This window comes from Streptomyces sp. NPDC002104, from assembly GCF_053593795.1.
Map to the genome: position 1 here is coordinate 125,687 of NZ_JBSFDF010000013.1, position 19,941 is coordinate 145,627.

The 19,941-nt window shown below is 70.9% G+C and carries 21 protein-coding genes and 1 riboswitch; of the genes, 12 read left to right on the forward strand and 9 right to left on the reverse strand.

From position 1 onward, the window contains the following. Window positions 1–7: 7 nt before the first annotated feature. The 9 genes from sdhC to ACWCP2_RS14635 all read left to right on the forward strand — a co-directional run bounded on the left by sdhC (window position 8) and on the right by ACWCP2_RS14635 (window position 6,618). Entirely contained in the window at window positions 8–388 is a 381-nt protein-coding gene (gene sdhC / locus ACWCP2_RS14595) for a succinate dehydrogenase, cytochrome b556 subunit (RefSeq protein WP_399376455.1), read from the forward strand. Window positions 389–393: 5 nt separating this feature from the next. Further along, window positions 394–876 carry a succinate dehydrogenase hydrophobic membrane anchor subunit gene (locus ACWCP2_RS14600; RefSeq protein ID WP_450908921.1) on the forward strand — a complete coding sequence of 161 codons (483 nt, stop codon included), beginning with the start codon at window positions 394–396 and terminating at the stop codon, window positions 874–876. 23 nt (window positions 877–899) lie between these two features. Further along, window positions 900–2,654, forward strand: coding sequence for a succinate dehydrogenase flavoprotein subunit (gene sdhA, locus ACWCP2_RS14605; RefSeq protein WP_266880719.1), 1,755 nt, complete (start codon window positions 900–902; stop codon window positions 2,652–2,654). After that, window positions 2,654–3,421 (forward strand): succinate dehydrogenase iron-sulfur subunit, encoded by a 768-nt coding sequence (locus tag ACWCP2_RS14610; protein WP_266880718.1) that lies wholly within the window; start codon window positions 2,654–2,656, stop codon window positions 3,419–3,421. The genes sdhA and ACWCP2_RS14610 overlap by 1 nt, the downstream gene beginning before the upstream one ends. A gap of 108 nt (window positions 3,422–3,529) precedes the next feature. Beyond that, window positions 3,530–4,081, forward strand: coding sequence for a hypothetical protein (locus tag ACWCP2_RS14615; RefSeq protein WP_450908922.1), 552 nt, complete (start codon window positions 3,530–3,532; stop codon window positions 4,079–4,081). Between the two features lie 56 nt (window positions 4,082–4,137). Next, complete coding sequence (locus tag ACWCP2_RS14620; protein WP_450908923.1) at window positions 4,138–4,896, forward strand: alpha/beta fold hydrolase; 759 nt, start codon at window positions 4,138–4,140, stop codon at window positions 4,894–4,896. 106 nt (window positions 4,897–5,002) lie between these two features. Beyond that, window positions 5,003–5,425 (forward strand): hypothetical protein, encoded by a 423-nt coding sequence (locus tag ACWCP2_RS14625; RefSeq protein ID WP_450908924.1) that lies wholly within the window; start codon window positions 5,003–5,005, stop codon window positions 5,423–5,425. A 4-nt stretch (window positions 5,426–5,429) separates the two neighbouring features. Then, the gene (locus ACWCP2_RS14630; protein ID WP_450908925.1) at window positions 5,430–5,849 is read left to right on the forward strand and encodes a thiol-disulfide oxidoreductase DCC family protein; all 420 of its coding nucleotides are present in this window, start codon (window positions 5,430–5,432) and stop codon (window positions 5,847–5,849) included. Between the two features lie 10 nt (window positions 5,850–5,859). Next, the gene (locus ACWCP2_RS14635) at window positions 5,860–6,618 is read left to right on the forward strand and encodes a TetR family transcriptional regulator (RefSeq protein ID WP_450908926.1); all 759 of its coding nucleotides are present in this window, start codon (window positions 5,860–5,862) and stop codon (window positions 6,616–6,618) included. A 17-nt stretch (window positions 6,619–6,635) separates the two neighbouring features. On the opposite strand, the gene ACWCP2_RS14640 is transcribed toward ACWCP2_RS14635, so the two are convergent. The 3 genes from ACWCP2_RS14640 to ACWCP2_RS14650 form a co-directional block, all read right to left on the reverse strand. Further along, entirely contained in the window at window positions 6,636–8,192 is a 1,557-nt protein-coding gene (locus ACWCP2_RS14640) for an ABC transporter substrate-binding protein (RefSeq protein WP_450908966.1), read from the reverse strand. A 133-nt stretch (window positions 8,193–8,325) separates the two neighbouring features. Beyond that, the gene (locus ACWCP2_RS14645; protein WP_450908927.1) at window positions 8,326–9,894 is read right to left on the reverse strand and encodes a metallophosphoesterase; all 1,569 of its coding nucleotides are present in this window, start codon (window positions 9,892–9,894) and stop codon (window positions 8,326–8,328) included. After that, entirely contained in the window at window positions 9,891–10,151 is a 261-nt protein-coding gene (locus ACWCP2_RS14650; protein WP_250744046.1) for an SCO4848 family membrane protein, read from the reverse strand. The genes ACWCP2_RS14645 and ACWCP2_RS14650 overlap by 4 nt, the downstream gene beginning before the upstream one ends. A 121-nt stretch (window positions 10,152–10,272) precedes the next feature. Between ACWCP2_RS14650 and ACWCP2_RS14655 the strand changes: the two genes are divergently transcribed. Next, window positions 10,273–11,517, forward strand: coding sequence for a D-alanyl-D-alanine carboxypeptidase family protein (locus ACWCP2_RS14655; RefSeq protein WP_450908928.1), 1,245 nt, complete (start codon window positions 10,273–10,275; stop codon window positions 11,515–11,517). Here the strand turns inward: ACWCP2_RS14655 and ACWCP2_RS14660 are convergent. The 4 genes from ACWCP2_RS14660 to ACWCP2_RS14675 all read right to left on the reverse strand — a co-directional run bounded on the left by ACWCP2_RS14660 (window position 11,465) and on the right by ACWCP2_RS14675 (window position 15,930). Continuing rightward, the gene (locus ACWCP2_RS14660) at window positions 11,465–12,517 is read right to left on the reverse strand and encodes a YihY/virulence factor BrkB family protein (protein ID WP_450908929.1); all 1,053 of its coding nucleotides are present in this window, start codon (window positions 12,515–12,517) and stop codon (window positions 11,465–11,467) included. The genes ACWCP2_RS14655 and ACWCP2_RS14660 overlap by 53 nt on opposite strands. A 145-nt stretch (window positions 12,518–12,662) precedes the next feature. Further along, a complete protein-coding gene (locus ACWCP2_RS14665; RefSeq protein ID WP_450908930.1) occupies window positions 12,663–13,283 on the reverse strand; it encodes a 2'-5' RNA ligase family protein in 621 nt (206 codons plus the stop codon). A gap of 140 nt (window positions 13,284–13,423) precedes the next feature. After that, a complete protein-coding gene (gene trpS, locus ACWCP2_RS14670) occupies window positions 13,424–14,437 on the reverse strand; it encodes a tryptophan--tRNA ligase (RefSeq protein ID WP_450908931.1) in 1,014 nt (337 codons plus the stop codon). A 212-nt stretch (window positions 14,438–14,649) separates the two neighbouring features. Next, window positions 14,650–15,930 carry a serine hydroxymethyltransferase gene (locus tag ACWCP2_RS14675; RefSeq protein ID WP_450908932.1) on the reverse strand — a complete coding sequence of 427 codons (1,281 nt, stop codon included), beginning with the start codon at window positions 15,928–15,930 and terminating at the stop codon, window positions 14,650–14,652. 35 nt (window positions 15,931–15,965) lie between these two features. Beyond that, window positions 15,966–16,056: riboswitch (ZMP/ZTP riboswitch) on the reverse strand. A 109-nt stretch (window positions 16,057–16,165) separates the two neighbouring features. On the opposite strand from ACWCP2_RS14675, the gene rocD reads away from it, so the two are divergent. Then, window positions 16,166–17,371 (forward strand): ornithine--oxo-acid transaminase, encoded by a 1,206-nt coding sequence (rocD, locus tag ACWCP2_RS14680; protein WP_450908933.1) that lies wholly within the window; start codon window positions 16,166–16,168, stop codon window positions 17,369–17,371. A gap of 22 nt (window positions 17,372–17,393) precedes the next feature. Here rocD and ACWCP2_RS14685 read toward each other — a convergent pair whose 3' ends face one another. Both ACWCP2_RS14685 and ACWCP2_RS14690 read right to left on the reverse strand, forming a co-directional pair. Next, window positions 17,394–18,584, reverse strand: coding sequence for a glutathionylspermidine synthase family protein (locus ACWCP2_RS14685; protein ID WP_450908934.1), 1,191 nt, complete (start codon window positions 18,582–18,584; stop codon window positions 17,394–17,396). A gap of 6 nt (window positions 18,585–18,590) precedes the next feature. Then, the gene (locus ACWCP2_RS14690) at window positions 18,591–18,917 is read right to left on the reverse strand and encodes a hypothetical protein (RefSeq protein ID WP_450908935.1); all 327 of its coding nucleotides are present in this window, start codon (window positions 18,915–18,917) and stop codon (window positions 18,591–18,593) included. Between the two features lie 115 nt (window positions 18,918–19,032). Between ACWCP2_RS14690 and ACWCP2_RS14695 the strand changes: the two genes are divergently transcribed. After that, a complete protein-coding gene (locus ACWCP2_RS14695) occupies window positions 19,033–19,878 on the forward strand; it encodes a hypothetical protein (RefSeq protein WP_450908967.1) in 846 nt (281 codons plus the stop codon). Window positions 19,879–19,941 lie beyond the last annotated feature (63 nt).

Sequence of the window (19,941 nt, forward strand, 5' to 3'; positions counted from 1 at the left end):
GTTTTCCGTGCCGGCTGGAACGTTGTACCGCGGCCGGGAAGGAATGTGGTCCTGGGTGGCTCATCGAGTCACCGGCGTCCTCATTTTCTTCTTCCTGTTCGTACACGTCCTCGACACCGCTCTCGTCCGCGTCTCCCCCGAGGCGTACGACGATGTCGTGGCTACCTACAAGACTCCGATCGTCGCGCTGCTGGAGTACGGCCTCGTCGCCGCAATCCTGTTCCACGCGCTCAACGGTCTCCGTGTCATCGCCGTGGACTTCTGGTCCAAGGGTCCCCGCTACCAGAAGCAGATGCTCTGGACCGTGGTGGGCATCTGGGTCGTGCTGATGGCCGGGGCCGTGTACCCCGTCCTGCACCACGCCTACCTCGAACTCTTCGGGAAGTGACACGCATGTCTTCTGACACTTCTTTCGAAAAGGGCATCGGTGACGTGGAGGGCGTGGCCCTCTACGACGTCGACAACCCGGCGCCGTACATCGAGGCCCCGCGCAAGCGCACGTCCAAGACCCCGCGCTCGACCCGCGGCAACTTCGAGATGGTCGCGTGGCTCTTCATGCGCCTCTCGGGCATCGTGCTCGTCGTCCTGGTCATCGGGCACCTGGTGATCCAGCTCGTCCTCGACGGCGGAGTCTCCAAGATCGGCTTCGCCTTCGTGGCCGGCCGCTGGGCCTCCCCGTTCTGGCAGGGCTGGGACCTGCTGATGCTGTGGCTCGCGATGCTGCACGGCGCGAACGGTCTGCGTACCGTCATCAACGACTACGCGGAGCGCGCCAACACGCGTCTGTGGCTCAAGGGCCTGCTCTACACCGCCACGGTGTTCACCATTCTTCTGGGCACGCTGGTGATCTTCACCTTCGACCCGAACATCCGCTAGGCAACGGGGCTGAGGCGAAACCAATGAAGATCCACAAGTACGACACCGTCATCGTCGGGGCGGGCGGCGCAGGCATGCGCGCCGCCATCGAGTCGACGAAGCGCAGCCGCACCGCCGTGCTGACCAAGCTCTACCCCACCCGCTCCCACACGGGCGCCGCGCAGGGCGGCATGGCCGCCGCGCTCGCCAACGTGGAGGACGACAACTGGGAGTGGCACACCTTCGACACGGTCAAGGGCGGTGACTACCTGGTCGACCAGGACGCCGCCGAGATCCTGGCGAAGGAAGCCATCGACGCGGTCCTCGACCTCGAGAAGATGGGTCTGCCGTTCAACCGCACCCCGGACGGCACCATCGACCAGCGCCGCTTCGGCGGCCACTCCCGCAACCACGGCGAGGCCCCGGTCCGCCGGTCCTGCTACGCCGCGGACCGCACCGGCCACATGATCCTCCAGACGCTCTACCAGAACTGCGTCAAGGAGGGCGTGGAGTTCTTCAACGAGTTCTACGTCCTGGACCAGCTCCTGGTCGAGGAGGACGGCGTCAAGAAGTCGGCCGGCGTGGTCGCGTACGAGCTCGCCACCGGCGAGATCCACGTGTTCCAGGCGAAGTCCGTCATCTACGCCTCCGGCGGCACCGGCAAGTTCTTCAAGGTGACCTCCAACGCGCACACCCTCACGGGTGACGGCCAGGCGGCCTGCTACCGCCGCGGCCTGCCGCTGGAGGACATGGAGTTCTTCCAGTTCCACCCGACGGGCATCTGGCGCATGGGCATCCTGCTGACGGAGGGCGCCCGCGGTGAGGGCGGCATCCTCCGCAACAAGGACGGCGAGCGCTTCATGGAGAAGTACGCGCCGGTCATGAAGGACCTCGCGTCCCGTGACGTCGTCTCGCGCTCCATCTACACCGAGATCCGTGAGGGCCGCGGCTGCGGTCCCGCCGGTGACCACGTGTACCTGGACCTGACGCACCTGCCGCCGGAGCAGCTCGACGCGAAGCTCCCGGACATCACCGAGTTCGCGCGCACCTACCTGGGCATCGAGCCGTACACGGACCCGATCCCGATCCAGCCCACCGCGCACTACGCCATGGGCGGCATCCCGACGAACGTCGAGGGTGAGGTCCTCATGGACAACACCACCGTCGTCCCGGGCCTGTACGCGGCCGGCGAGGTCGCGTGCGTGTCGGTGCACGGCGCGAACCGCCTGGGCACCAACTCGCTGCTGGACATCAACGTCTTCGGCAAGCGCTCGGGCATCGCGGCCGCCGCGTACGCCCACGCCCACGACTACGTCGAGCTGCCCGAGAACCCGGCGCAGCAGGTCATCGACCAGGTCGAGCGGCTGCGCAACTCCACGGGCAACGAGCGGGTCGCGGACCTGCGTCTGGAGCTCCAGGAGACGATGGACGCCTGCGTGATGGTGTTCCGCACCGAGCAGACGATCAAGACCGCGGTCGAGAAGATCGCGGAGCTGCGCGAGCGCTACCTGAACGTGTCCGTCCAGGACAAGGGCAAGCGCTTCAACACGGACCTGCTGGAAGCCATCGAGCTGGGCAACCTGCTCGACCTGGCCGAGGTCATGGCCGTGTCCGCGCTGGCGCGCAAGGAGTCCCGCGGCGGCCACTACCGCGAGGACTACCCGAACCGCGACGACGTCAACTTCATGCGCCACACCATGGCGTACCGCGAGGTCGGCGACGACGGCAAGGATTCCGTCCGCCTGGACTACAAGCCGGTCGTCGTCACCCGCTACCAGCCGATGGAGCGTAAGTACTGATGGCCACCCCCACCCTGAGCAAGACGGACGCGATGGAGGCCGCGGCCGCGGCGTCGCCCTTCATCACGGTCACGTTCCGGATCCGCCGGTTCAACCCGGAGATCTCGGACGAGTCGACCTGGCAGGACTTCCAGATCGAGATCGACCCGAAGGAGCGCGTGCTCGACGGTCTCCACAAGATCAAGTGGGACCTCGACGGCACGCTCACCTTCCGGCGCTCGTGCGCGCACGGCATCTGCGGCTCCGACGCGATGCGGATCAACGGCAAGAACAGGCTCGCCTGCAAGACGCTGATCAAGGACATCAACCCGGAGAAGCCGATCACGGTCGAGGCCATCAAGGGCCTGACGGTGATGAAGGACCTCGTCGTCGACATGGAGCCCTTCTTCCAGGCGTACCGGGACGTCATGCCGTTCCTGGTCACCAAGGGCAACGAGCCGACGCGCGAGCGCCTGCAGTCCGCCGAGGACCGCGAGCGCTTCGACGACACCACCAAGTGCATCCTGTGCGCCGCGTGCACGTCCTCGTGCCCGGTGTTCTGGAACGACGGCCAGTACTTCGGCCCGGCGGCGATCGTCAACGCGCACCGCTTCATCTTCGACTCGCGCGACGAGGCCGGCGAGCAGCGGCTGGAGATCCTGAACGACAAGGACGGCGTGTGGCGTTGCCGCACGACCTTCAACTGCACCGACGCGTGCCCCCGCGGCATCGAGGTCACGAAGGCGATCCAGGAAGTCAAGCGCGCCCTCATCACGCGCCGCTTCTGATCTTCGACGTACGAGGGCCCCGCGCCCGGTGTTCGCACCGGGCGCGGGGCCCTTCGCGCACCCTTGATGGCCCTACTGGGCTGCCGGAGCCTGTGGAATCATCGGCACATGAGTGAGCAGCAGCCGAACCCCTACGCGAGCGACCCGGGCCAGGGTGACCAGTACAAGTGGGGCCCCGGCACCCCGAGTTACGGCTACCCGCCGGCCGGCCCGGCCCAGCCCGGGTACGGGTATCCGCACCCCCCGGCCTACCAGCCGACCATCGGCGGGGCGGGCATCCCGGCCCAGATGCCGCCGATACAGCCCATGGGCTACCCGGCCGCCGGACTCTCCCTGGGCGACATCACGATCGCCGGCGACCAGATCATCACCCCGTCGGGCACCATGCCGCTCAGGGGCGCGATCTGGAACGCCACGGACTTCTCCCGGACGGAGGAGAAGATCCCGGCGCACGCGATCGTGCTGGCGGTCATCTTCTTCCTGTTCTGCCTGCTCGGCCTGTTCTTCCTCCTGATGAAGGAGCGCCGTACGACGGGCTACATCCAGATCACCGTCAACAGCGCCGGCCGCCACCACTCCACGATGATCCCCGCGGTGGACCCGGGCACTTACATGTGGGTCATGAGCCAGCTCAACCAGGCGCGCGCACTGAGCATGTGAGCCCGGCCGCGGGAAATCCGATGGCGGCCCGGGCGGCGCCCCCCGAAGATCTTGGGATGATCCTTTCTCATGATGTGGACGGTCCGGCCGACGCCCCCGCCGTCGTCCTGCTGCACTCCTCCGTGTGCGACCGGCGGATGTGGGAGCCGCAGTGGCGGCCGCTGCTCGACGCCGGGTTCCGGGTGGTCCGGCCGGACTTCCGGACCTGTGGCGACTCCCCCGCCGCCGAAGCCCCGTACAGCGACCACGGGGACGTACGGGAGCTGCTGGCGCACCTCGGCATCCGGCGGGCCGCGTTCGTCGGGAGCTCGTACGGCGGCCGCATCGCGCTGACGCTGGCCGCGCTGCACCCGGAGCTGGTGAGCGCGCTGGCGCTGCTCTGCCCCGCCCGGCCCGCGCAGCGCCGCGGCCCCGCACTGCTCGCCTTCAACGCGGCCGAAGCCGCCCTGGTGGAAGCGGGCGACCTGGAGGGGGCGGCGGAGCTCAACGCCCGCCAGTGGCTCGGCCCGGCCGCCGGCGAGGCCGCACACGCCCTCGTACGGGCGATGCAGCTCGGGAACCTGCGGGGCACCCCGGCCGGCGAAGAAGACCACGAGCTCCCCGAGCCGGCCTTCGACCCGGCCGCCGTCACCGCCCCCGTGCTGGCCGTCGGCGGCGCGCACGACATCCCCGAGTTCCGGGACGTCCCCGCCGAGCTGTCCTCCCTCCTCCCCGCCGCCACCGCTCTGGAACTCCCCTGGGCCGGCCACCTCCCCTCCCTGGAACGCCCGGAGGAGATCAGCCGGTTGGTGCTGGAGTTCCTGACCGGACGCTGACCGGACGCTGACGGGAACGCCCTCACACATTCGCTTGAACCTGTTCAAAAACAGGGCTACAGTCAGTGCTGTCAGCAGTTGAACACGTTCAAGGGGGCTGAGGGCAATGGACCTCACCGTGGTCGCGTACGTCATCTACCTGCTCATCAGCATCGGACTCACCGTCTGGGTGGCCCGCACGCTCAGCCGCAACGGCCGCGTCTTCATCGGCGACGTCCTCCAGGGGAACGAGAAGCTCGCGGACGCCGTCAACCAGCTCCTGGTGGTCGGCTTCTACCTGGTCAACATCGGCTTCGTGACCCTCTACCTGCGCTCGGCCGATGAGATCGTCTCGGCCCGCGGGCTCTTCGAGGCCCTGTCGGTCAAGCTCGGAGTCGTGCTCCTGGTCCTCGGCTTCATGCACCTCGGCAACGTCTGGGTGCTGAACAAGATGCGCCGCCGGGGGATCATGGAGCGTCAGGGGACCCCGCCCGTCGCCCCGCAGGGGTGGACCGCGCCCCAGGGGTGGACCGCGCCGACCGGGGCCTGACCCCGTGGCCACCACCGCGACCCGGCACCTGACAGTGCTCTACGACGCGAACTGCCCGCTCTGCGTGCACATCCGGCACTGGCTGCTCGGCCAGCGGCAGCTGGTACCGCTGCGGCTCGTCCCGGCGGCCTCCGCCGAGGCGCGCCGCCGGTTCCCGCGGCTCGACCACGCCTCGACGCTGAAGGAGATCACCGTCATCGGCGACTCCGGACAGGTGTGGACCGGGACCGACGCCTTCATCGTCTGCCTGTGGGCGCTGGCCGAGCACCGGCCGAAGGCGAACTGGCTCGCCACCGCGGCCGGCCGGCCCTTCGCCCGGGCCGCCATGTACACCGCGTCCACCTGGCGCGAGGCCGTACGGGACGGCTCCCCCGCGGACGACGGGGAACCGGCCTGTGACGACCACTGTTCCGCTCCCCGATAGGCTCGGGACCGTGACAGATCAGAAGGCTCCCAAGAGCGAGCAGACCCGCACGCTCATCCTCGAGACCGCGCTCCGCCTCTTCCAGGAGCGCGGCTTCGACAAGACGACGATGCGCGGTATCGCCAAGGAGGCCGGAGTATCCGTCGGCAACGCCTACTACTACTTCGAGTCCAAGGAACACCTGGTCCAGGGGTTCTACGACCGGATCGGCGCCGCCCACCTGGCGGCGGTCCGGCCGATCCTGGACAACGAGACCGATCTGCAGAAGCGGCTCGCGGGCGTCCTGACCAGCTGGCTGGACATCGCGGCGCCGTACCACGAGTTCGCCTCGCAGTTCTTCAAGAACGCCGCGGACCCCGAGAGCCCGCTCAGCCCGTTCTCCCCGGAGTCGGAACCGGCCCGCAAGCAGGCGATCGACATGCACCGCGAGGTGCTCGCGGGGGCCAGGACCAAGGTGCCCGACGAGCTGGCCGACGTACTGCCCGAGCTGATGTGGCTCTCGCAGATGGGTCTGGTCCTCTACTGGGTCTTCGACCGCTCCCCGGACAGCGAGAAGACCCGCAAGCTCGCCCAGCGCGGCGCGCAGCTCACCACCCGGGGCATCATCCTGGCCCGGTTCCGGGTGCTGCGGCCGCTGGTGCGCGAAGTGCACGAGCTGTTCACGGACTTCCTGCCGGGCATGGCCCAGTCGGCCGTGTCCCGTCCGGGCCGCAAGCGGGCCTCCGACCCGGACGCGGGCCCGGAGGAGGGCCCGGAGGTCGGGCCGTAGGGGCAACCCCCAGCCCTCTAGATCCAGCTGAGCTCCCACAGGCGCCACACGCCGGTGCCGTCCGAGAGGTACTGGGTGCCCGCGACGGCCTCGCGGGACATCACGTAGTCCTTCTTCTGCCAGATCGGCATCATCGGGACCTGCTGCGCGACCAGCTTCTGCAGGTCGCGGAAGTCGTTCGCGGCGGCGCCGCGGTCCGAGAAGGACTGGGTGCGGGAGACGAGGGCGTCGACGGCCTTGTCGGAGTAGCCGTTGTTCATCGAGTTGTCGGCGCCGACCAGCGGGGCGATGAAGTTGTCCGCGTCCGGGAAGTCGGCGATCCAGCCGATGGTGTAGGCGTCGAACTCGCCCGCCGCGTAGGCCTTCTGGAAGTCGTTCCACTTCTCGACCGGCTTGATGGTCAGCTTGAAGAGGCCGGTGGACTCCAGCTGGGCCTTCAGCTCCTCGGCCTCGGGCACGCTCGCACCGCGCTCGTTGACCCCGAGGGTGAGGGCGACCGGGGTGCTGATCCCGGCGTCCTTGAGCAGCTTCTTGGCGGTGACCCCGCTCGGCGAGGGCCAGGCGTCGAAGAACGGCGTGCTGTGGGCGGCGATGCCCGCCGGGACGAGCGAGTAGAGCGGGGTGACCGTGCCCTTGTAGACGTCGGTCGCCACCTTGGCCCGGTCCACGACCGCCGCCACGGCCTGGCGGACGGCGGGCTGGGCCACCGGGGAGCCGGGGCGGAGGTTGAAGACCATGCTGCGGATCTCCGTACCGCCCGAGGCCTGGTACCGGGTGTCCTCCAGGCCCGGGTTCAGGCCGGCCAGGACCGCCGGGGGCATGTCGCGGTGGGCGACCTCGATCCCGTGGTCGGTCCAGGCCTGCTCCAGCTGCGCGGAGTCCTTGAAGTACTTCACGGTGACCGCGGTCCTGGAGACCTTGCCCTGGCCCTTGTACGAGGTGTTGGGCTTGAGCTCGGCGCTCGCGCCGGCCGTGTAGTCGCCGAGGGTGAAGGGGCCGGAACCGTCGACCTTCTCCTCCTCGCGCAGGGCCTTGGCCGGGTACTTGTCCTTGTCCACGATCGAGGCGGCGCCCGTCGCGATCTTGAACGGGAAGGTGGCGTCCCCGGCGGAGAGGCTGAAGGTGACGGTGCGGCCCTCGGCCTTGACCGACTCCAGGGTGGTGAACAGCGGCGCCGGGCCCTGGTCGGAGTTGATCGCCTTGATCCGGTCGAAGGAGTACTTGACGTCCTCGGCGGTGATCGCGCGGCCGGAGGAGAACTTCAGGTCCGGGCGCAGCTCGCACTGGTACGTGGTGAGCTTGTCGCCGATGAAGTTGCAGGCCGAGGCGGCGTCGGGGACCGGGGTGTCCGCACCGGGCTTGATGGTCAGCAGCGACTGGTAGACGTTGCTGAACAGGGCCCAGGAGCCGGCGTCGTAGGCGCCCGCGGGGTCGAGGGAGGAGACCACGTCGCTCGTGCCGACGCGGATCGGCTCCCCGCCGCCGGCGGTCTGCGGCAGCAACTGCCAGGTGGCGACGCCTGCCACGCCGAGGACCAGCCCGGCCGCGATGACTTTCGAGCGGACAGACCGCAGCATCCTTGACTCCACCCCACGCGGACGCACACCGCAGTGCGCGACCAGTTATCCGATTATCGGTCACATCCCATCATGGAATTTCAGCCTCGGGAAGGCCGTTTTGTCGCGTGGCGTTGCGGGTTCGGGGGGTTCAGGCCTGATATGAGGCGAGTTCGACGACTGTGATGTCCGACGGCGCGCCGACCCGGACCGGCGGCCCCCAGGCACCCGCACCGCGCGAGACGTACAGCTGGGTGTCGCCGTAGCGCTCCAGCCCGGCGACGGTGGGGTTGGCGAGCGCGGCGACGTACTCGCCGGGCCAGAGCTGCCCGCCGTGGGTGTGGCCGGAGAGCTGGAGATCGGCCCCGTACCGGACGGCCTCGTCGATGACGATCGGCTGGTGCGCGAGGAGTACGGCGCTGCGGGCGCGGTCCCGGTCGCCGAGCGCCGCCTGGAAGTCCGGCCCCTGGCCCTCGCTCTCGCCCGCGATGTCGTTGACCCCGGCGAGGTCGAAGTACGGGAGCTCGCGGCGGGCGTTCTCCAGGGGGGTGAGGCCCAGCTCGCGGACGTGCTCGACCCACTGCCGGGCGCCGGAAAAGTACTCGTGGTTGCCGGTGACGAAGTACGAGCCGTGGCGGGAGCGGAGGCCGCGGAGCGGTTCGGCGGCGGGGCCGAGGTCTTCGACGCTGCCGTCGACGAGGTCGCCCACGACGGCGATCAGGTCGGGCTGCGTGCGGTTGATGGTGTCCACGATGCGGGTGGTGTGGGCGTGGCCCAGGATCGGGCCGAGGTGGATGTCGCTGACGACGGCGATGCGGAAGCCGTGGGCCGCGCGGGGGAGCTTCGCCAGGGGGACCTGGACCCGCTTGACGCGGGGGCCGCGGAGTACTCCGTACGTGCCGTAGCCGACGGTGCCGGCCGTGGCGGCGGCGGCCGTGCCGGCGACGATCCGCGCGAAGCGCCTGCGGCTGACGCCGGAGGGGGTGGGCTCCGCGGGGCTGCCCGCCGCGGGACCGGCCGTCGCGGAGTCGGCCTGTGCGGAGTCGGCCTGTGCGGAGCCGGCCTGTGCCGGGTCGGCCGGCGTGGCGTTCTGCCCGGCCGGGGCCGCGGGTGCGGCGGTGGCTTCGAGGGTGGCCTGCGGCGCGATTCCCCTCCCCGCCCCTTCCCGAAACCGGGGCTCCGCCCCGGACCCCGGCGCGTTCGCGGCTGCGGCTGCGGGGGCGTTGCGGGGCTCCGCCCCGGGCCCCGGGGCGGGGGTGGGCGTGGAGCGGGGCTCCGCAACGGATTCCGGGGCCGGGACGTTGCGGGGCTCCGCCCCGGGCCCCGGAGCGGGCGCGCCTGCGGCGGCCGGGAGGCTGCCGGGCTGCGTCCCCGGCCCCGGGGTGGCTCGGGGGGTGGGGGTGTTCTGCCGGCGGAGCCAGAGTGCTCGGACCGGCTCCGCCAGGAGCATCGCCAGGGAGAGGTAGAGGAGGACGGCCAGCCAGAGGTAGCCGGGCCAGGCGACCGTGCGCTCCAGCCAGAAGGGGGCTCCCGCGCGGCCCCCGACGAGCGCGGCCACGGACAGGAGCGGGAGCGCGAAGGCCAGGGCGGTGCCCGTGCGGCGGGCCGCGCCGCCGGGGGCGGTGGTGTCGCGGACCAGGCGGATCCAGAGCCAGCGGTGCACCAGGACCAGGAGGGCCAGGACCAGCAGGGCCACGGCCGCGACGAGAACGATCGTCATGCGCCCGCCTCCGTACGTGATTCACGCCGCAGAGCCCGCACCCCGCGCAACCCGATCACTCCGACGGCCGTCCCCAGGAGAAAGGACGCCACCGCCAGGAGAAGGTGGACCCAGAAGTACGCGGTCGGGTCCCCCGCGGCGTCGAAGGCCAGACCGCTGCCGTCCTTCCACAGGTTCCGGACGAAAGACACCCAGATGAACCAGCTCCACACTCCGAAGGCGAGCAGGAACCAGGAAGCGGCGCGGCTGAGTCTCATGAGCCCAGTATCGGTTTCCTCCCCAGGACGGACGCGCCGGGGTGGGCTGTCCCGGCGGTGGTTGCGGCGGGTTGGCCGGTCCGTGCCGCTCATCACAGCATCGGGATGTACTTTCACCTGCGTGTCTGCCAAGAAGACCGCGTTGACGGTCCTTTCCGCCGCGCTGCCCGCCCTGCTGGTCCCGGCACTGCTGGCCTCGCCCGCGTACGCCGTACCGACGCCACCGGCGGACGGGAAGGGGCAGCCGCCCAAGGCGCCCGCACCGCCCGCCTCGATGTCCACCGTGGGCGGCTCGGCGCTCGGGCAGCCCGGTACGCAGGTCAACCTGCTGCCCGGCGCGCCCGCGCTGCCGACGAGCCTGACGGGCCGTTCGTGGGTCGTGGCCGACGCCGAGACCGGCGAGATCCTCGCCGCGCACAACGCGCACTGGCGGCTCCCCCCGGCCTCGACCATGAAGATGCTCTTCGCCGACACCGTGCTGCCCAGTCTGCCCAAGGACCAGGTCCACAAGGTCACCGACCAGGAGCTGGACGGGGTCGGCGCCGGCTCCAGCCTCGTGGGCATCAAGGAGGACACCGAGTACAGCGTCCACGACCTGTGGCTCGGGGTGTTCCTGCGCTCCGGGAACGACGCCGTGCACGTGCTTTCGGCCATGAACGGCGGCGTCGAGAAGACCGTCAAGGACATGCAGGCGCACGCCGAGGAGCTCCAGGCCCTGGACACGCACGTGGTGTCCCCCGACGGCTACGACGCTCCGGGCCAGGTCTCCAGCGCCTACGACCTCACCCTCATCGCCCGCTCGGGCCTGCAGAAGCAGGACTTCCGGGAGTACTGCGGCACGGCCAGCGCGAAGTTCCCCGGCCGGCAGGAGCCCGGCAAGCCGCGCGAGACCTTCGAGATCCAGAACACCAACCGGCTGATGACGGGCGCCGGCGGCCTCTCCCCGTACAAGGGGATCGCCGGGGTGAAGAACGGCAACACCACGATGGCCGGGTCCACCTTCACCGGCGCGGCGCAGCAGGGGAACAAGAAGCTGCTGGTCACGGTGATGAACCCGGGCGGCGGTGGCGCCAACTCCGTGTACGAGGAGACCGCCGACCTGTTCGACTGGGGTTTCGCGGCCGCCGGGAAGGTCAAGCCGGTGGGTGAGCTGGTGCCGCCGAAGAGCGCGGACACCACCTCCCACGGCTCCCCCGCCCAGTCCCACGAGAACACCCCGTCGGCGTCCGGCACGGACTCCGGCGGCGGGATCGGTACCGCCCTCGGGGTGGCGGGCGGGGTGCTGGCCGTGGTGGCCGGCGGGGCCTACGCCGTCAACCGGCGCTGGCCGCGGGGGCGCGGCCGCCGCTCTCGCGGCCGGGCGTAGCGGAGCCGGCGCGCTCCGGGGCGGCGTCCGCCCCGGGCGCGGCCTCCGCCCCGGGCGCGGCGTCCGCCCCGGGCGCGGCGTCCGCCTCGGGCGTGGTGCCCGCCCCCGGCGCGGTGCCCGGCTCCGGGTCCTCCGCGCCGTCGCCGTCCGCATCGTCACGGCTCGCGGTCCACGCCGCGCAGAACAGCAGCAGCTTCGCCGTGAGGTTGATCCAGATCAGCAGCGCGATCGGCACGCCGAAGGCCCCGTACATGCTCTTCGTGGCGACCTCCCGCATGTAGCCGCTGAGCAGCAGCTTCAGCAGCTCGAAGCCGGCCGCGCCGAGGAGGGCCGCCTCGATCAGGCGGCGGCGGGGCGGTTCGACGCCCGGGAGCAGGGTCAGGACGTAGAGCAGGAGCAGGAAGGCCGCGACCACTCCGACGAGGAAGGCCCCGCTGCGCAGCAGGGTGCCGCCCGCGCCGTCGCGCGGTACGCCCAGCCAGTCCCCGGCCTTGCCGACCGCGCTGGAGCCGAAGATCGAGGCGGCGGCCGAGCACAGGCCGACGCCGCCGAGGCCGATGAGGACGAGCGCGTCCTTGCCCTTGCGGACGAAGGGGTTGCCCTGGTCCTCGTCGTCCTTCTCCCACACCGCGCGCAGGCAGTCCCGCATCGACGTGATCCAGCCGATTCCGGTGAAGAGGAGCACGGCTCCGGCGACCAGGCCGACGGTGCCTGCGTTGGCGACGAGGGCGTTGATGTCGAGCTGGTCGGAGATGCCGGGGACCTGCTCGGCGAGGTTCTTCTGGAGCCGGTCGAGCTGGTCCTGGGTGAGCAGCCCGGCGCCGATCGCGGCGGCCACGGTGATCAGCGGGAAGAGGGCCAGGAAGCTGATGAAGGTGATGGCCGCGGCCAGCCGGCTCCAGTGCACGCGGTCGAGGCGCTGGTACGAACGCCACAGGTGGGTCCGCATCACGGCGGACACCAGGGGCCCGATCAGCGGGAGTTTCGTCAGCCAGTCCATACGGTCACCGTAAATGAGCTGTCGTAAATAGCCGGGATTGCCACTTTTGGGGACTACGGTCGTCGATTGTGACTTTTCGCCCGACGGCTCGGCCGTTCCATGCCCTGGTCCTGCGAAGGATCGGTTTCCGGTTCCGGTTCCTGCGTCAGGAACGGCGTGCGGTCGCCTCGCCCGCCGCCGCCGCACTGCTGTCCGTCGCCGAGCCGAGCTGCGCCGGTACGGCACTCGCTCCACCGCTTGCCCCGTTGCCGAACGGATATTCACGCAGCTTGCGCCAGACCCCGTCCGAGCCCTGCTCGTAGAGGGCGAAGCCGGAGCAGACCCACTGCGCCTCGTAGTCGGCGAGGGCGCCGAACGCCAGGTCCATCGCCTCCTCGGAGATCCCGTGGGCGACCGTGACGTGCGGGTGGTACGGGAAGGAGAGCTCCCGGCTGAGCGGCCCCTCGGGGTCGCGGACCTGGCCCTGGAGCCGGGTGCAGCCGGCGCCGCCCTCGACGACCTGGACGAAGACGACCGGCGAGAGGGGACGGAAGGTTCCCGTGCCGGCCAGCCGCATCACGAAGGAACGGCCGGCGGCCGCGACCTGGGCCAGGTGGGCGCGGATCGCGGGCAGCCGCTCCGCGGCCACCTCGGTCGGCGGTACGAGGGTGACGTGCGTGGGAATGCCGTGCGCGGCGGCGTCCCCGAAGCCGGCGCGCAGCTCCTGCAGGCTGCTGCCGTACGGCTCCGGGACCGCGATCGAAACGCCGAGCGTTACGGTCCCCACGTAGCTCTCCTCCGCCTGTAGTCCCTGTGCGTGGTCTGTGCTTCGCATGTGCTCCGCATGTGCGTCGCACGAGTGCTGCCGCCCCAGTGTGGCGGCAGCACCCCCCAGATCGCCAGGGCCCTCTTTCTCTTGCGTGCCCGTCAGTGCTTCGCGGGCAGGAAACCGAGGTGGTCGTACGCCTGTGCCAGGGTCTCGGCGGCGACCGCCCTGGCCTTCTCCGCACCCTTGGCCAGCAGGGAATCCAGGGTCTCCGGGTCGTCCAGGTACTCCTGGGTGCGCTGCTTGAACGGTGTGACGAAATCGACCATCACACCGGCCAGATCGGTCTTGAGCGCGCCGTAGCCCTTGCCCTCGTACGCGGCCTCCAGCGCGGGGACGGACTCGCCCGTGAGAGTGGAGTAGATCGTGAGCAGGTTGCTGACGCCGGGCTTGTTCTCCGTGTCGAAGCGGACCACGGCCTCGGTGTCGGTGACCGCGCTCTTGATCTTCTTCTCGGTGGCCTTGGGCTCGTCGAGGAGGTTGATCAGGCCCTTGGGCGAGGACGCCGACTTCGACATCTTGATCGCCGGGTCCTGGAGGTCGTAGATCTTCGCGACCTCCTTGACGATGTGCGCGGCGGGGAGGGTGAAGGTCTGCCCGAAGCGCTGGTTGAAGCGCTCGGCCAGGTCTCGGGTCAGCTCGATGTGCTGGCGCTGGTCCTCGCCGACCGGGACGGAGTTCGCCTGGTAGAGCAGGATGTCGGCGACCTGGAGGATCGGGTACGTGAACAGGCCGACGGTGGCGTTGTTGGCGCCGCCCTTCGCGGACTTGTCCTTGAACTGGGTCATCCGGCTGGCCTCGCCGAAACCGGTGATGCAGTTCATGACCCAGCCGAGCTGCGCGTGCTCGGGCACGTGGCTCTGGATGAAGAGGGTGCAGCGCTCGGGGTCGAGACCGGCGGCGAGGAGCTGCGCGGCGGACAGCCGGGTATTGGCGCGCAGATCCTTCGGATCCTGCGGCATGGTGATCGCGTGCAGGTCGACGACCATGTAGAAGGCGTCGTGCGTCTCCTGGAGGGCGACGTACTGCCGGATGGCTCCGAGATAGTTCCCGAGGTGGAACGAACCGGAGGTGGGCTGGATGCCGGAGAGCGCGCGAGGACGATCAGAAGCCATGGCCCCATTCTCTCAGGTGCGGCACCGGGCTCGGCCCCGCCACTGGCCGGAACCCGGCGGGTCGCGCCGCCCCCGCCCCTCCCCCGCCCGGTACCGACCGGTAGCGCCCCGTCCGGATCTTGCCTCGGCCGAGCGACCGCTTTCCACCGGGGTCCGGGACCGGGGCCGCACCCGCCCGCCCCGCAGGGGGCGGCCCCTCGCCCCGGAGGGGGTCAGGCGACCGGGAGGCCCGGGGCCGGGAAGGCGGCCATCAGGTCGGCCACCGCGGAGCGGATCTTGCCGAGGGCCGCCTCATCGCCGAGGGCGGCCGCGGACACCGCGTCCGAGATCCAGTCGGCGACCACCGGCATGTGCTCGACGCCCAGGCCCCGCGACGTCAGCGACGGCGTGCCGATCCGGATCCCCGACGGGTCGAACGGCTTGCGCGGGTCGAACGGCACCGTGTTGTAGTTCACGACGATCCCCGCCCGGTCCAGCGCCTTCGCCGCGATCTTCCCGGACACCGACTTCCCCGTGAGGTCGATCAGGATCAGGTGGTTGTCCGTACCGCCCGAGACCAGGTCGAAGCCCCGCTCCAGCAGAGCCGCGGCCAGCGCCTTCGCGTTGGCCACGACCGCGTGCGCGTACGACACGAACGAGGGCTGCGCCGCCTCGTGCAGCGCCACCGCGATACCGGCCGTCGTCTGGTTGTGCGGGCCGCCCTGGAGGCCGGGGAAGACCGCCTTGTCGATGGCCTTCGCGTGCTCCTCGCGGCACATCAGCATCGCGCCGCGCGGCCCGCGCAGGGTCTTGTGGGTGGTCGTCGAGATCACGTCGACGTGACCCGCCGGGGAGGGGTGCGCCCCGCCCGCGATCAGGCCGGCGATGTGCGCCACGTCGGCGACGAGCACCGAGCCCGCCTCCTTCGCGATCGAGGCGAAGGCCTCGAAGTCGATCGTGCGCGGGAGCGCCGTACCACCGCAGAAGATCAGCTTGGGCCGCTCCGCGAGCGCGAGGTCCCGCACCGCGTCGTAGTCGATGAGGCCGTTCTCCGCCCGGACCCCGTACTGCACGCCCCGGAACCAGGAGCCCGTCGCCGAGACCCCCCAGCCGTGCGTCAGGTGCCCGCCCATCGGCAGCGCCATGCCCATGACCGTGTCGCCTGGCTCGGCGAAGGCCAGGTACACGGCCAGGTTCGCCGGGGAGCCGGAGTACGGCTGCACGTTGGCGTGGTCGACGCCGAAGAGGCCCTTCGCCCGCTCCACGGCCAGCGCCTCGATGCGGTCGATGTTCTGCTGGCCCTCGTAGTAGCGGCGGCCCGGGTAGCCCTCGCTGTACTTGTTCTGCAGCACCGTGCCGGAGGCCTCCAGCACGGCCGAGGACACGTAGTTCTCGCTCGGGATGAGGCGCAGGGTCTGCGCCTGGAGGGTTTCCTCGGCGGCGACGAAGGACGCCAGCTCGGGGTCGGTGGCGAGCAGGGCGGGGTGGCGGTACGGGTGGTGGTTCGCGCTCATGGCGGTTCCTCCGGGGTCGATGTCGGTTCTCGTCCCCGCGAGGCCCAGGCGAGCGGCCCTGTATGCGGTCGTGCGCGCACGGCTCCCCCGGAGTTGGATCTCCGTGCGCCAGTCGCCGTGCGTGTCCGACACCTTAGCGGGCGCGCCACGAGAAAGGTTTCTCCGTCCGGTATTCGAGCGAGGATGGAGGGTGACGCCACCCTCGTCACCGGCCTGACGGACGATCGGAGACCCCGTGTCGACAACTGCTGATGCCATCCGCTCCGCCGACGCGCACAGCGCGCACAACTACCACCCCCTGCCCGTCGTCGTCGCCACCGCCGAGGGCGCGTGGATGACCGACGTGGAGGGCCGCCGCTACCTCGACATGCTCGCCGGCTACTCCGCCCTGAACTTCGGCCACGGCAACCGCCGGCTGCTCGACGCCGCCCGCGCCCAGCTGGAGCGGGTCACCCTGACCTCGCGAGCCTTCCACCACGACCGCTTCGCGGACTTCTGTACGGAGCTCTCGGCGCTGTGCGGCAAGGAGGCCGTCCTGCCCATGAACACGGGCGCCGAGGCCGTGGAGACGGCGGTCAAGACCGCCCGCAAGTGGGGGTACGAGGTCAAGGGCGTCCCGGACGGGCACGCGAAGATCGTGGTGGCGGCCGACAACTTCCACGGCCGGACCACGACCATCGTGTCGTTCTCCACCGACCACGAGGCCCGCGACCACTTCGGCCCGTACACCCCCGGCTTCGAGATCGTCCCGTACGGGGACCTCACCGCGCTCGCCCACGCGGTCACCTCCAACACCGTCGCCGTGCTCCTGGAGCCGATCCAGGGCGAGGCCGGCGTGCTCGTGCCGCCCGCCGGATACCTGCAGGGCGTACGGGAACTGACGCGCGAGCGGAACGTCCTGTTCATGGCCGACGAGATCCAGTCGGGCCTGGGCCGCACCGGGAAGACCTTCGCGTGCGAGCACGAGGGGGTCGTCCCCGACGTGTACATCCTCGGCAAGGCGCTGGGCGGCGGGGTCGTGCCCGTCTCGGCGGTGGTGGCCGACCGCGACGTGCTCGGCGTGTTCAGGCCGGGCGAGCACGGCTCCACCTTCGGCGGCAACCCGCTGGCCTGCGCGGTGGCCCTGGAGGTCATCGCGATGCTGAGGACCGGCGAGTACCAGCAGCGCGCCACCGAGCTCGGCGACCACCTGCACCGGGAGCTGAACCTGCTGGTCGGCGGCGGTGCGGTGACCGCCGTACGGGGCCGCGGGCTGTGGGCGGGCGTCGACATCGACCCGGCGCGCGGCACCGGCCGGGAGATCTCCGAGAAGCTGATGGGACTCGGGGTGCTCGTCAAGGACACCCACGGGTCGACCATCCGGATCGCACCGCCGCTGGTCATCTCCAAGGAGGACCTGGACTGGGGGCTGGACCAGCTCAGGTCGGTCCTCGGCGCCTGACCGGCAGGTCCGCGGACACCCCCTAGAGGATGACGTGGGGCAGGAAGCGGGCGTACTCGTCCGTGACCGGCCCCGCCGATTCGCGGATGCCCAGCCCCGCCGACTCGTCCTCGACGACCCACGCGCCGAGCACCACCCGGTTGCCGTCGAAGTCGGGCAGCGGGGCGAGGCCCTGGAAGACGTACGTCTCGTCCTCCTCCGGGGCGAACGGCTCGCCGCCGACCGGGTGCAGGGTGACGCCCGCGCCCTCGCGGCCCAGCAGCGGCTTCGCCGCGTAGCCGGTGGTCGTGGCGAGTTCGCGCGGGCCGTCCAGGTAGGCGGGCAGCAGGTTCGGGTGCTCCGGGAAGAGCTCCCACAGGACCGCCAGCAGCGCCTTGTTGGAGAGCAGCATCTTCCACAGCGGCTCGATCCAGGCGGTGGTGCCGGAGCCGCCGCCGTGGTCGTACGTGCCCAGGACCTGCGGGGCGAACTCGTCGGTGGCCAGCCACTCCCACGGATAGAGCTTGAAGATCGCGCGGATGAAGCCGAGCTTCTCGTCCACGAACCGGCCGGACAGGGAGTCCCAGCCGATCCGTTCCACCGACAGCTCCCGCGTCTCGATGCCGGCCTGCTCGGCGGTCTCCTGGAGGTAGGCGACCGTCATCAGGTCCTCACCGAGCTCGTCGGTCTCGGAGTGCGCGAAGTGCACCGGGCCGGGCGGCAGCAGCTCCGCCTGGCGGCGCCAGGCGTCGACGAGCCGCTCGTGGAGGGAGTTCCACTGGTCGGCGCCGGGGAACCGTTCCTCCATCCAGAACCACTGCGGGCTGGCCGCCTCCACGAGGGAGGTGGGGGTGTCCGCGTTGTACTCCAGCAGCTTGGCGGGGCTGCCCGTGCCGTCGTAGCGCAGGTCGAAGCGGCCGTAGAGCGAGGGCTGTTCGGCGCGGCGCCGCCAGGACTCGGCGATCAGCGCGGCGAGCTTCGGATCGGTGATGCCGAGGTCGGCGAAGCGGTCGTGGTCGACGATGTGCTGCGCCGCCGCCAGGCACATGGCGTGCAGCTCCTCGACCACGTTCTCCAGCGCCTCGACCTCGGGGAGGGTGAAGGAGTAGTACGCGCTCTCGTCCCAGTAGGGGCGCAGGGAGTCGTCGGGGTAGCGGGTCAGGGGATAGATCAGCCCCTGTTCCTCGACGGTCTTCTGCCAGTCGGGGCGGGGCTCGATGGTGTGTCGCTGCACGCTGGATCAGCCGCCCGAGGAACTCTTGTGGCTGCCGCCGATGCCGCCGCGGGTGACGGCGGACTTGTCGAAGCTGCCGCCGCTGACCCTGTTCTTCGCGACGGTGCCGCCGTAGTAGTACGCGCCGCGGCCGCCGCTCTTGCACTCCTTGGAGTTCAGCTTCTCCATGGTGGCGCGGTCCGCGCAGCGCTTGTCGGGCTCGCTGCTGCTTCCGCACGCCACGAGGGCCGCGGCGAGCAGGCCCATGCCGCCGAGTGCGACGGTGCCGGAGCGCATGCGGCGCGCGGTGCGCGTGCTGTCGGTGCTGCTACTGCTGCTACTGCTGCTGTCCATGGACTGTTCGCTCCCCCTGGGTGGCCGGCTGCGCCCAGACTAGAACGGCCGCCCCGGCCGACGGAATCCGGCCGACGCCGGATCCGTGACCTAGAGTCGGTTCGTGCTCATTGGGATGATTTGCGCGCTCGGTGCGGCGGTCTGCTTCGGCACGGCGTCGGTCCTGCAGGCCGTGGCGGCGCGGGCGGCGGAGCCGGGAACGGGCTCCGGGGTGGACGCCGCCCTCCTGCTGCGGGCACTGCGCCAGTGGCGCTATCTCGCCGGACTCTGCCTGGACGGGGTCGGCTTCGTCCTCCAGATCATCGCCCTGCGGCACATCCCGATCTACGCGGTGGGCGCGGCCCTCGCCGCCAGCCTCGCGGTGACCGCGGTGGTCGCGGCGCGGCTGCTGAAGGTGCGGCTGAGCGGGACGGAGTGGGGCGCGGTCGCGGTGGTGTGCGCGGGGCTGGTGATGCTCGGGCTGGCGTCCGGGGAGGAGGGCTCGGGCAAGGGCACGCTCGCGCTGAAGCTGGGGCTGCTGGCGGTGGCGGGTCTGGTCCTGGTCGTCGGGGCCGTGGCGGGCGGGCTGCCGGACCGCAGCCGGGCCCTGACCCTGGGTCTGGCCGCCGGGACCGGCTTCGGGGTGGTCGAGGTCGCGGTCCGGCTCATCGACGACATCTCGCTCTCGGCCCTGTCCAACCCGGCGTTCTACGCCCTGCTGCTCGGCGGCGGCTCCGCGTTCCTCCTGCTCACCTCGGCGCTCCAGCGCGGCTCGGTGACGGCGGCGACGGCCGGCCTCGTCCTGGGCGAGACGATCGGCCCGGCGGCGGTGGGCGTGGCCTGGCTGGGCGACCGCACCCGCGAGGGCCTGACCTGGCTGGCCGTCACAGGCTTCCTGGTGGCCGTGGCCGGAGCCCTGGCCCTGGCCCGCTTCGGCGAACCCCCGGCGGACCCGACCGACACCCACCCGCCCACCACCTGAGCCCCGGACCCTGGCACTGGCCCGTCGAGCCGTCCTGCGCGTGAGGTCCGGGGGCTGGGGCGC

Bases quoted from the DNA above. Each gene is read 5' to 3' on its own strand.
- ACWCP2_RS14600 (WP_450908921.1), top strand. From the start codon at position 394: ATGTCTTCTGACACTTCTTTCGAAAAGGGCATCGGTGACGTGGAGGGC.
- sdhA (WP_266880719.1), top strand. From the start codon at position 900: ATGAAGATCCACAAGTACGACACCGTCATCGTCGGGGCGGGCGGCGCA.
- ACWCP2_RS14610 (WP_266880718.1), top strand. From the start codon at position 2,654: ATGGCCACCCCCACCCTGAGCAAGACGGACGCGATGGAGGCCGCGGCC.
- ACWCP2_RS14615 (WP_450908922.1), top strand. From the start codon at position 3,530: ATGAGTGAGCAGCAGCCGAACCCCTACGCGAGCGACCCGGGCCAGGGT.
- ACWCP2_RS14620 (WP_450908923.1), top strand. From the start codon at position 4,138: ATGATCCTTTCTCATGATGTGGACGGTCCGGCCGACGCCCCCGCCGTC.
- ACWCP2_RS14625 (WP_450908924.1), top strand. From the start codon at position 5,003: ATGGACCTCACCGTGGTCGCGTACGTCATCTACCTGCTCATCAGCATC.
- ACWCP2_RS14645 (WP_450908927.1), bottom strand. From the start codon at position 9,894: ATGACGATCGTTCTCGTCGCGGCCGTGGCCCTGCTGGTCCTGGCCCTC.
- ACWCP2_RS14650 (WP_250744046.1), bottom strand. From the start codon at position 10,151: ATGAGACTCAGCCGCGCCGCTTCCTGGTTCCTGCTCGCCTTCGGAGTG.
- ACWCP2_RS14660 (WP_450908929.1), bottom strand. From the start codon at position 12,517: ATGGACTGGCTGACGAAACTCCCGCTGATCGGGCCCCTGGTGTCCGCC.
- trpS (WP_450908931.1), bottom strand. From the start codon at position 14,437: ATGGCTTCTGATCGTCCTCGCGCGCTCTCCGGCATCCAGCCCACCTCC.
- ACWCP2_RS14675 (WP_450908932.1), bottom strand. From the start codon at position 15,930: ATGAGCGCGAACCACCACCCGTACCGCCACCCCGCCCTGCTCGCCACC.
- ACWCP2_RS14690 (WP_450908935.1), bottom strand. From the start codon at position 18,917: ATGGACAGCAGCAGTAGCAGCAGTAGCAGCACCGACAGCACGCGCACC.
- ACWCP2_RS14695 (WP_450908967.1), top strand. From the start codon at position 19,033: ATGATTTGCGCGCTCGGTGCGGCGGTCTGCTTCGGCACGGCGTCGGTC.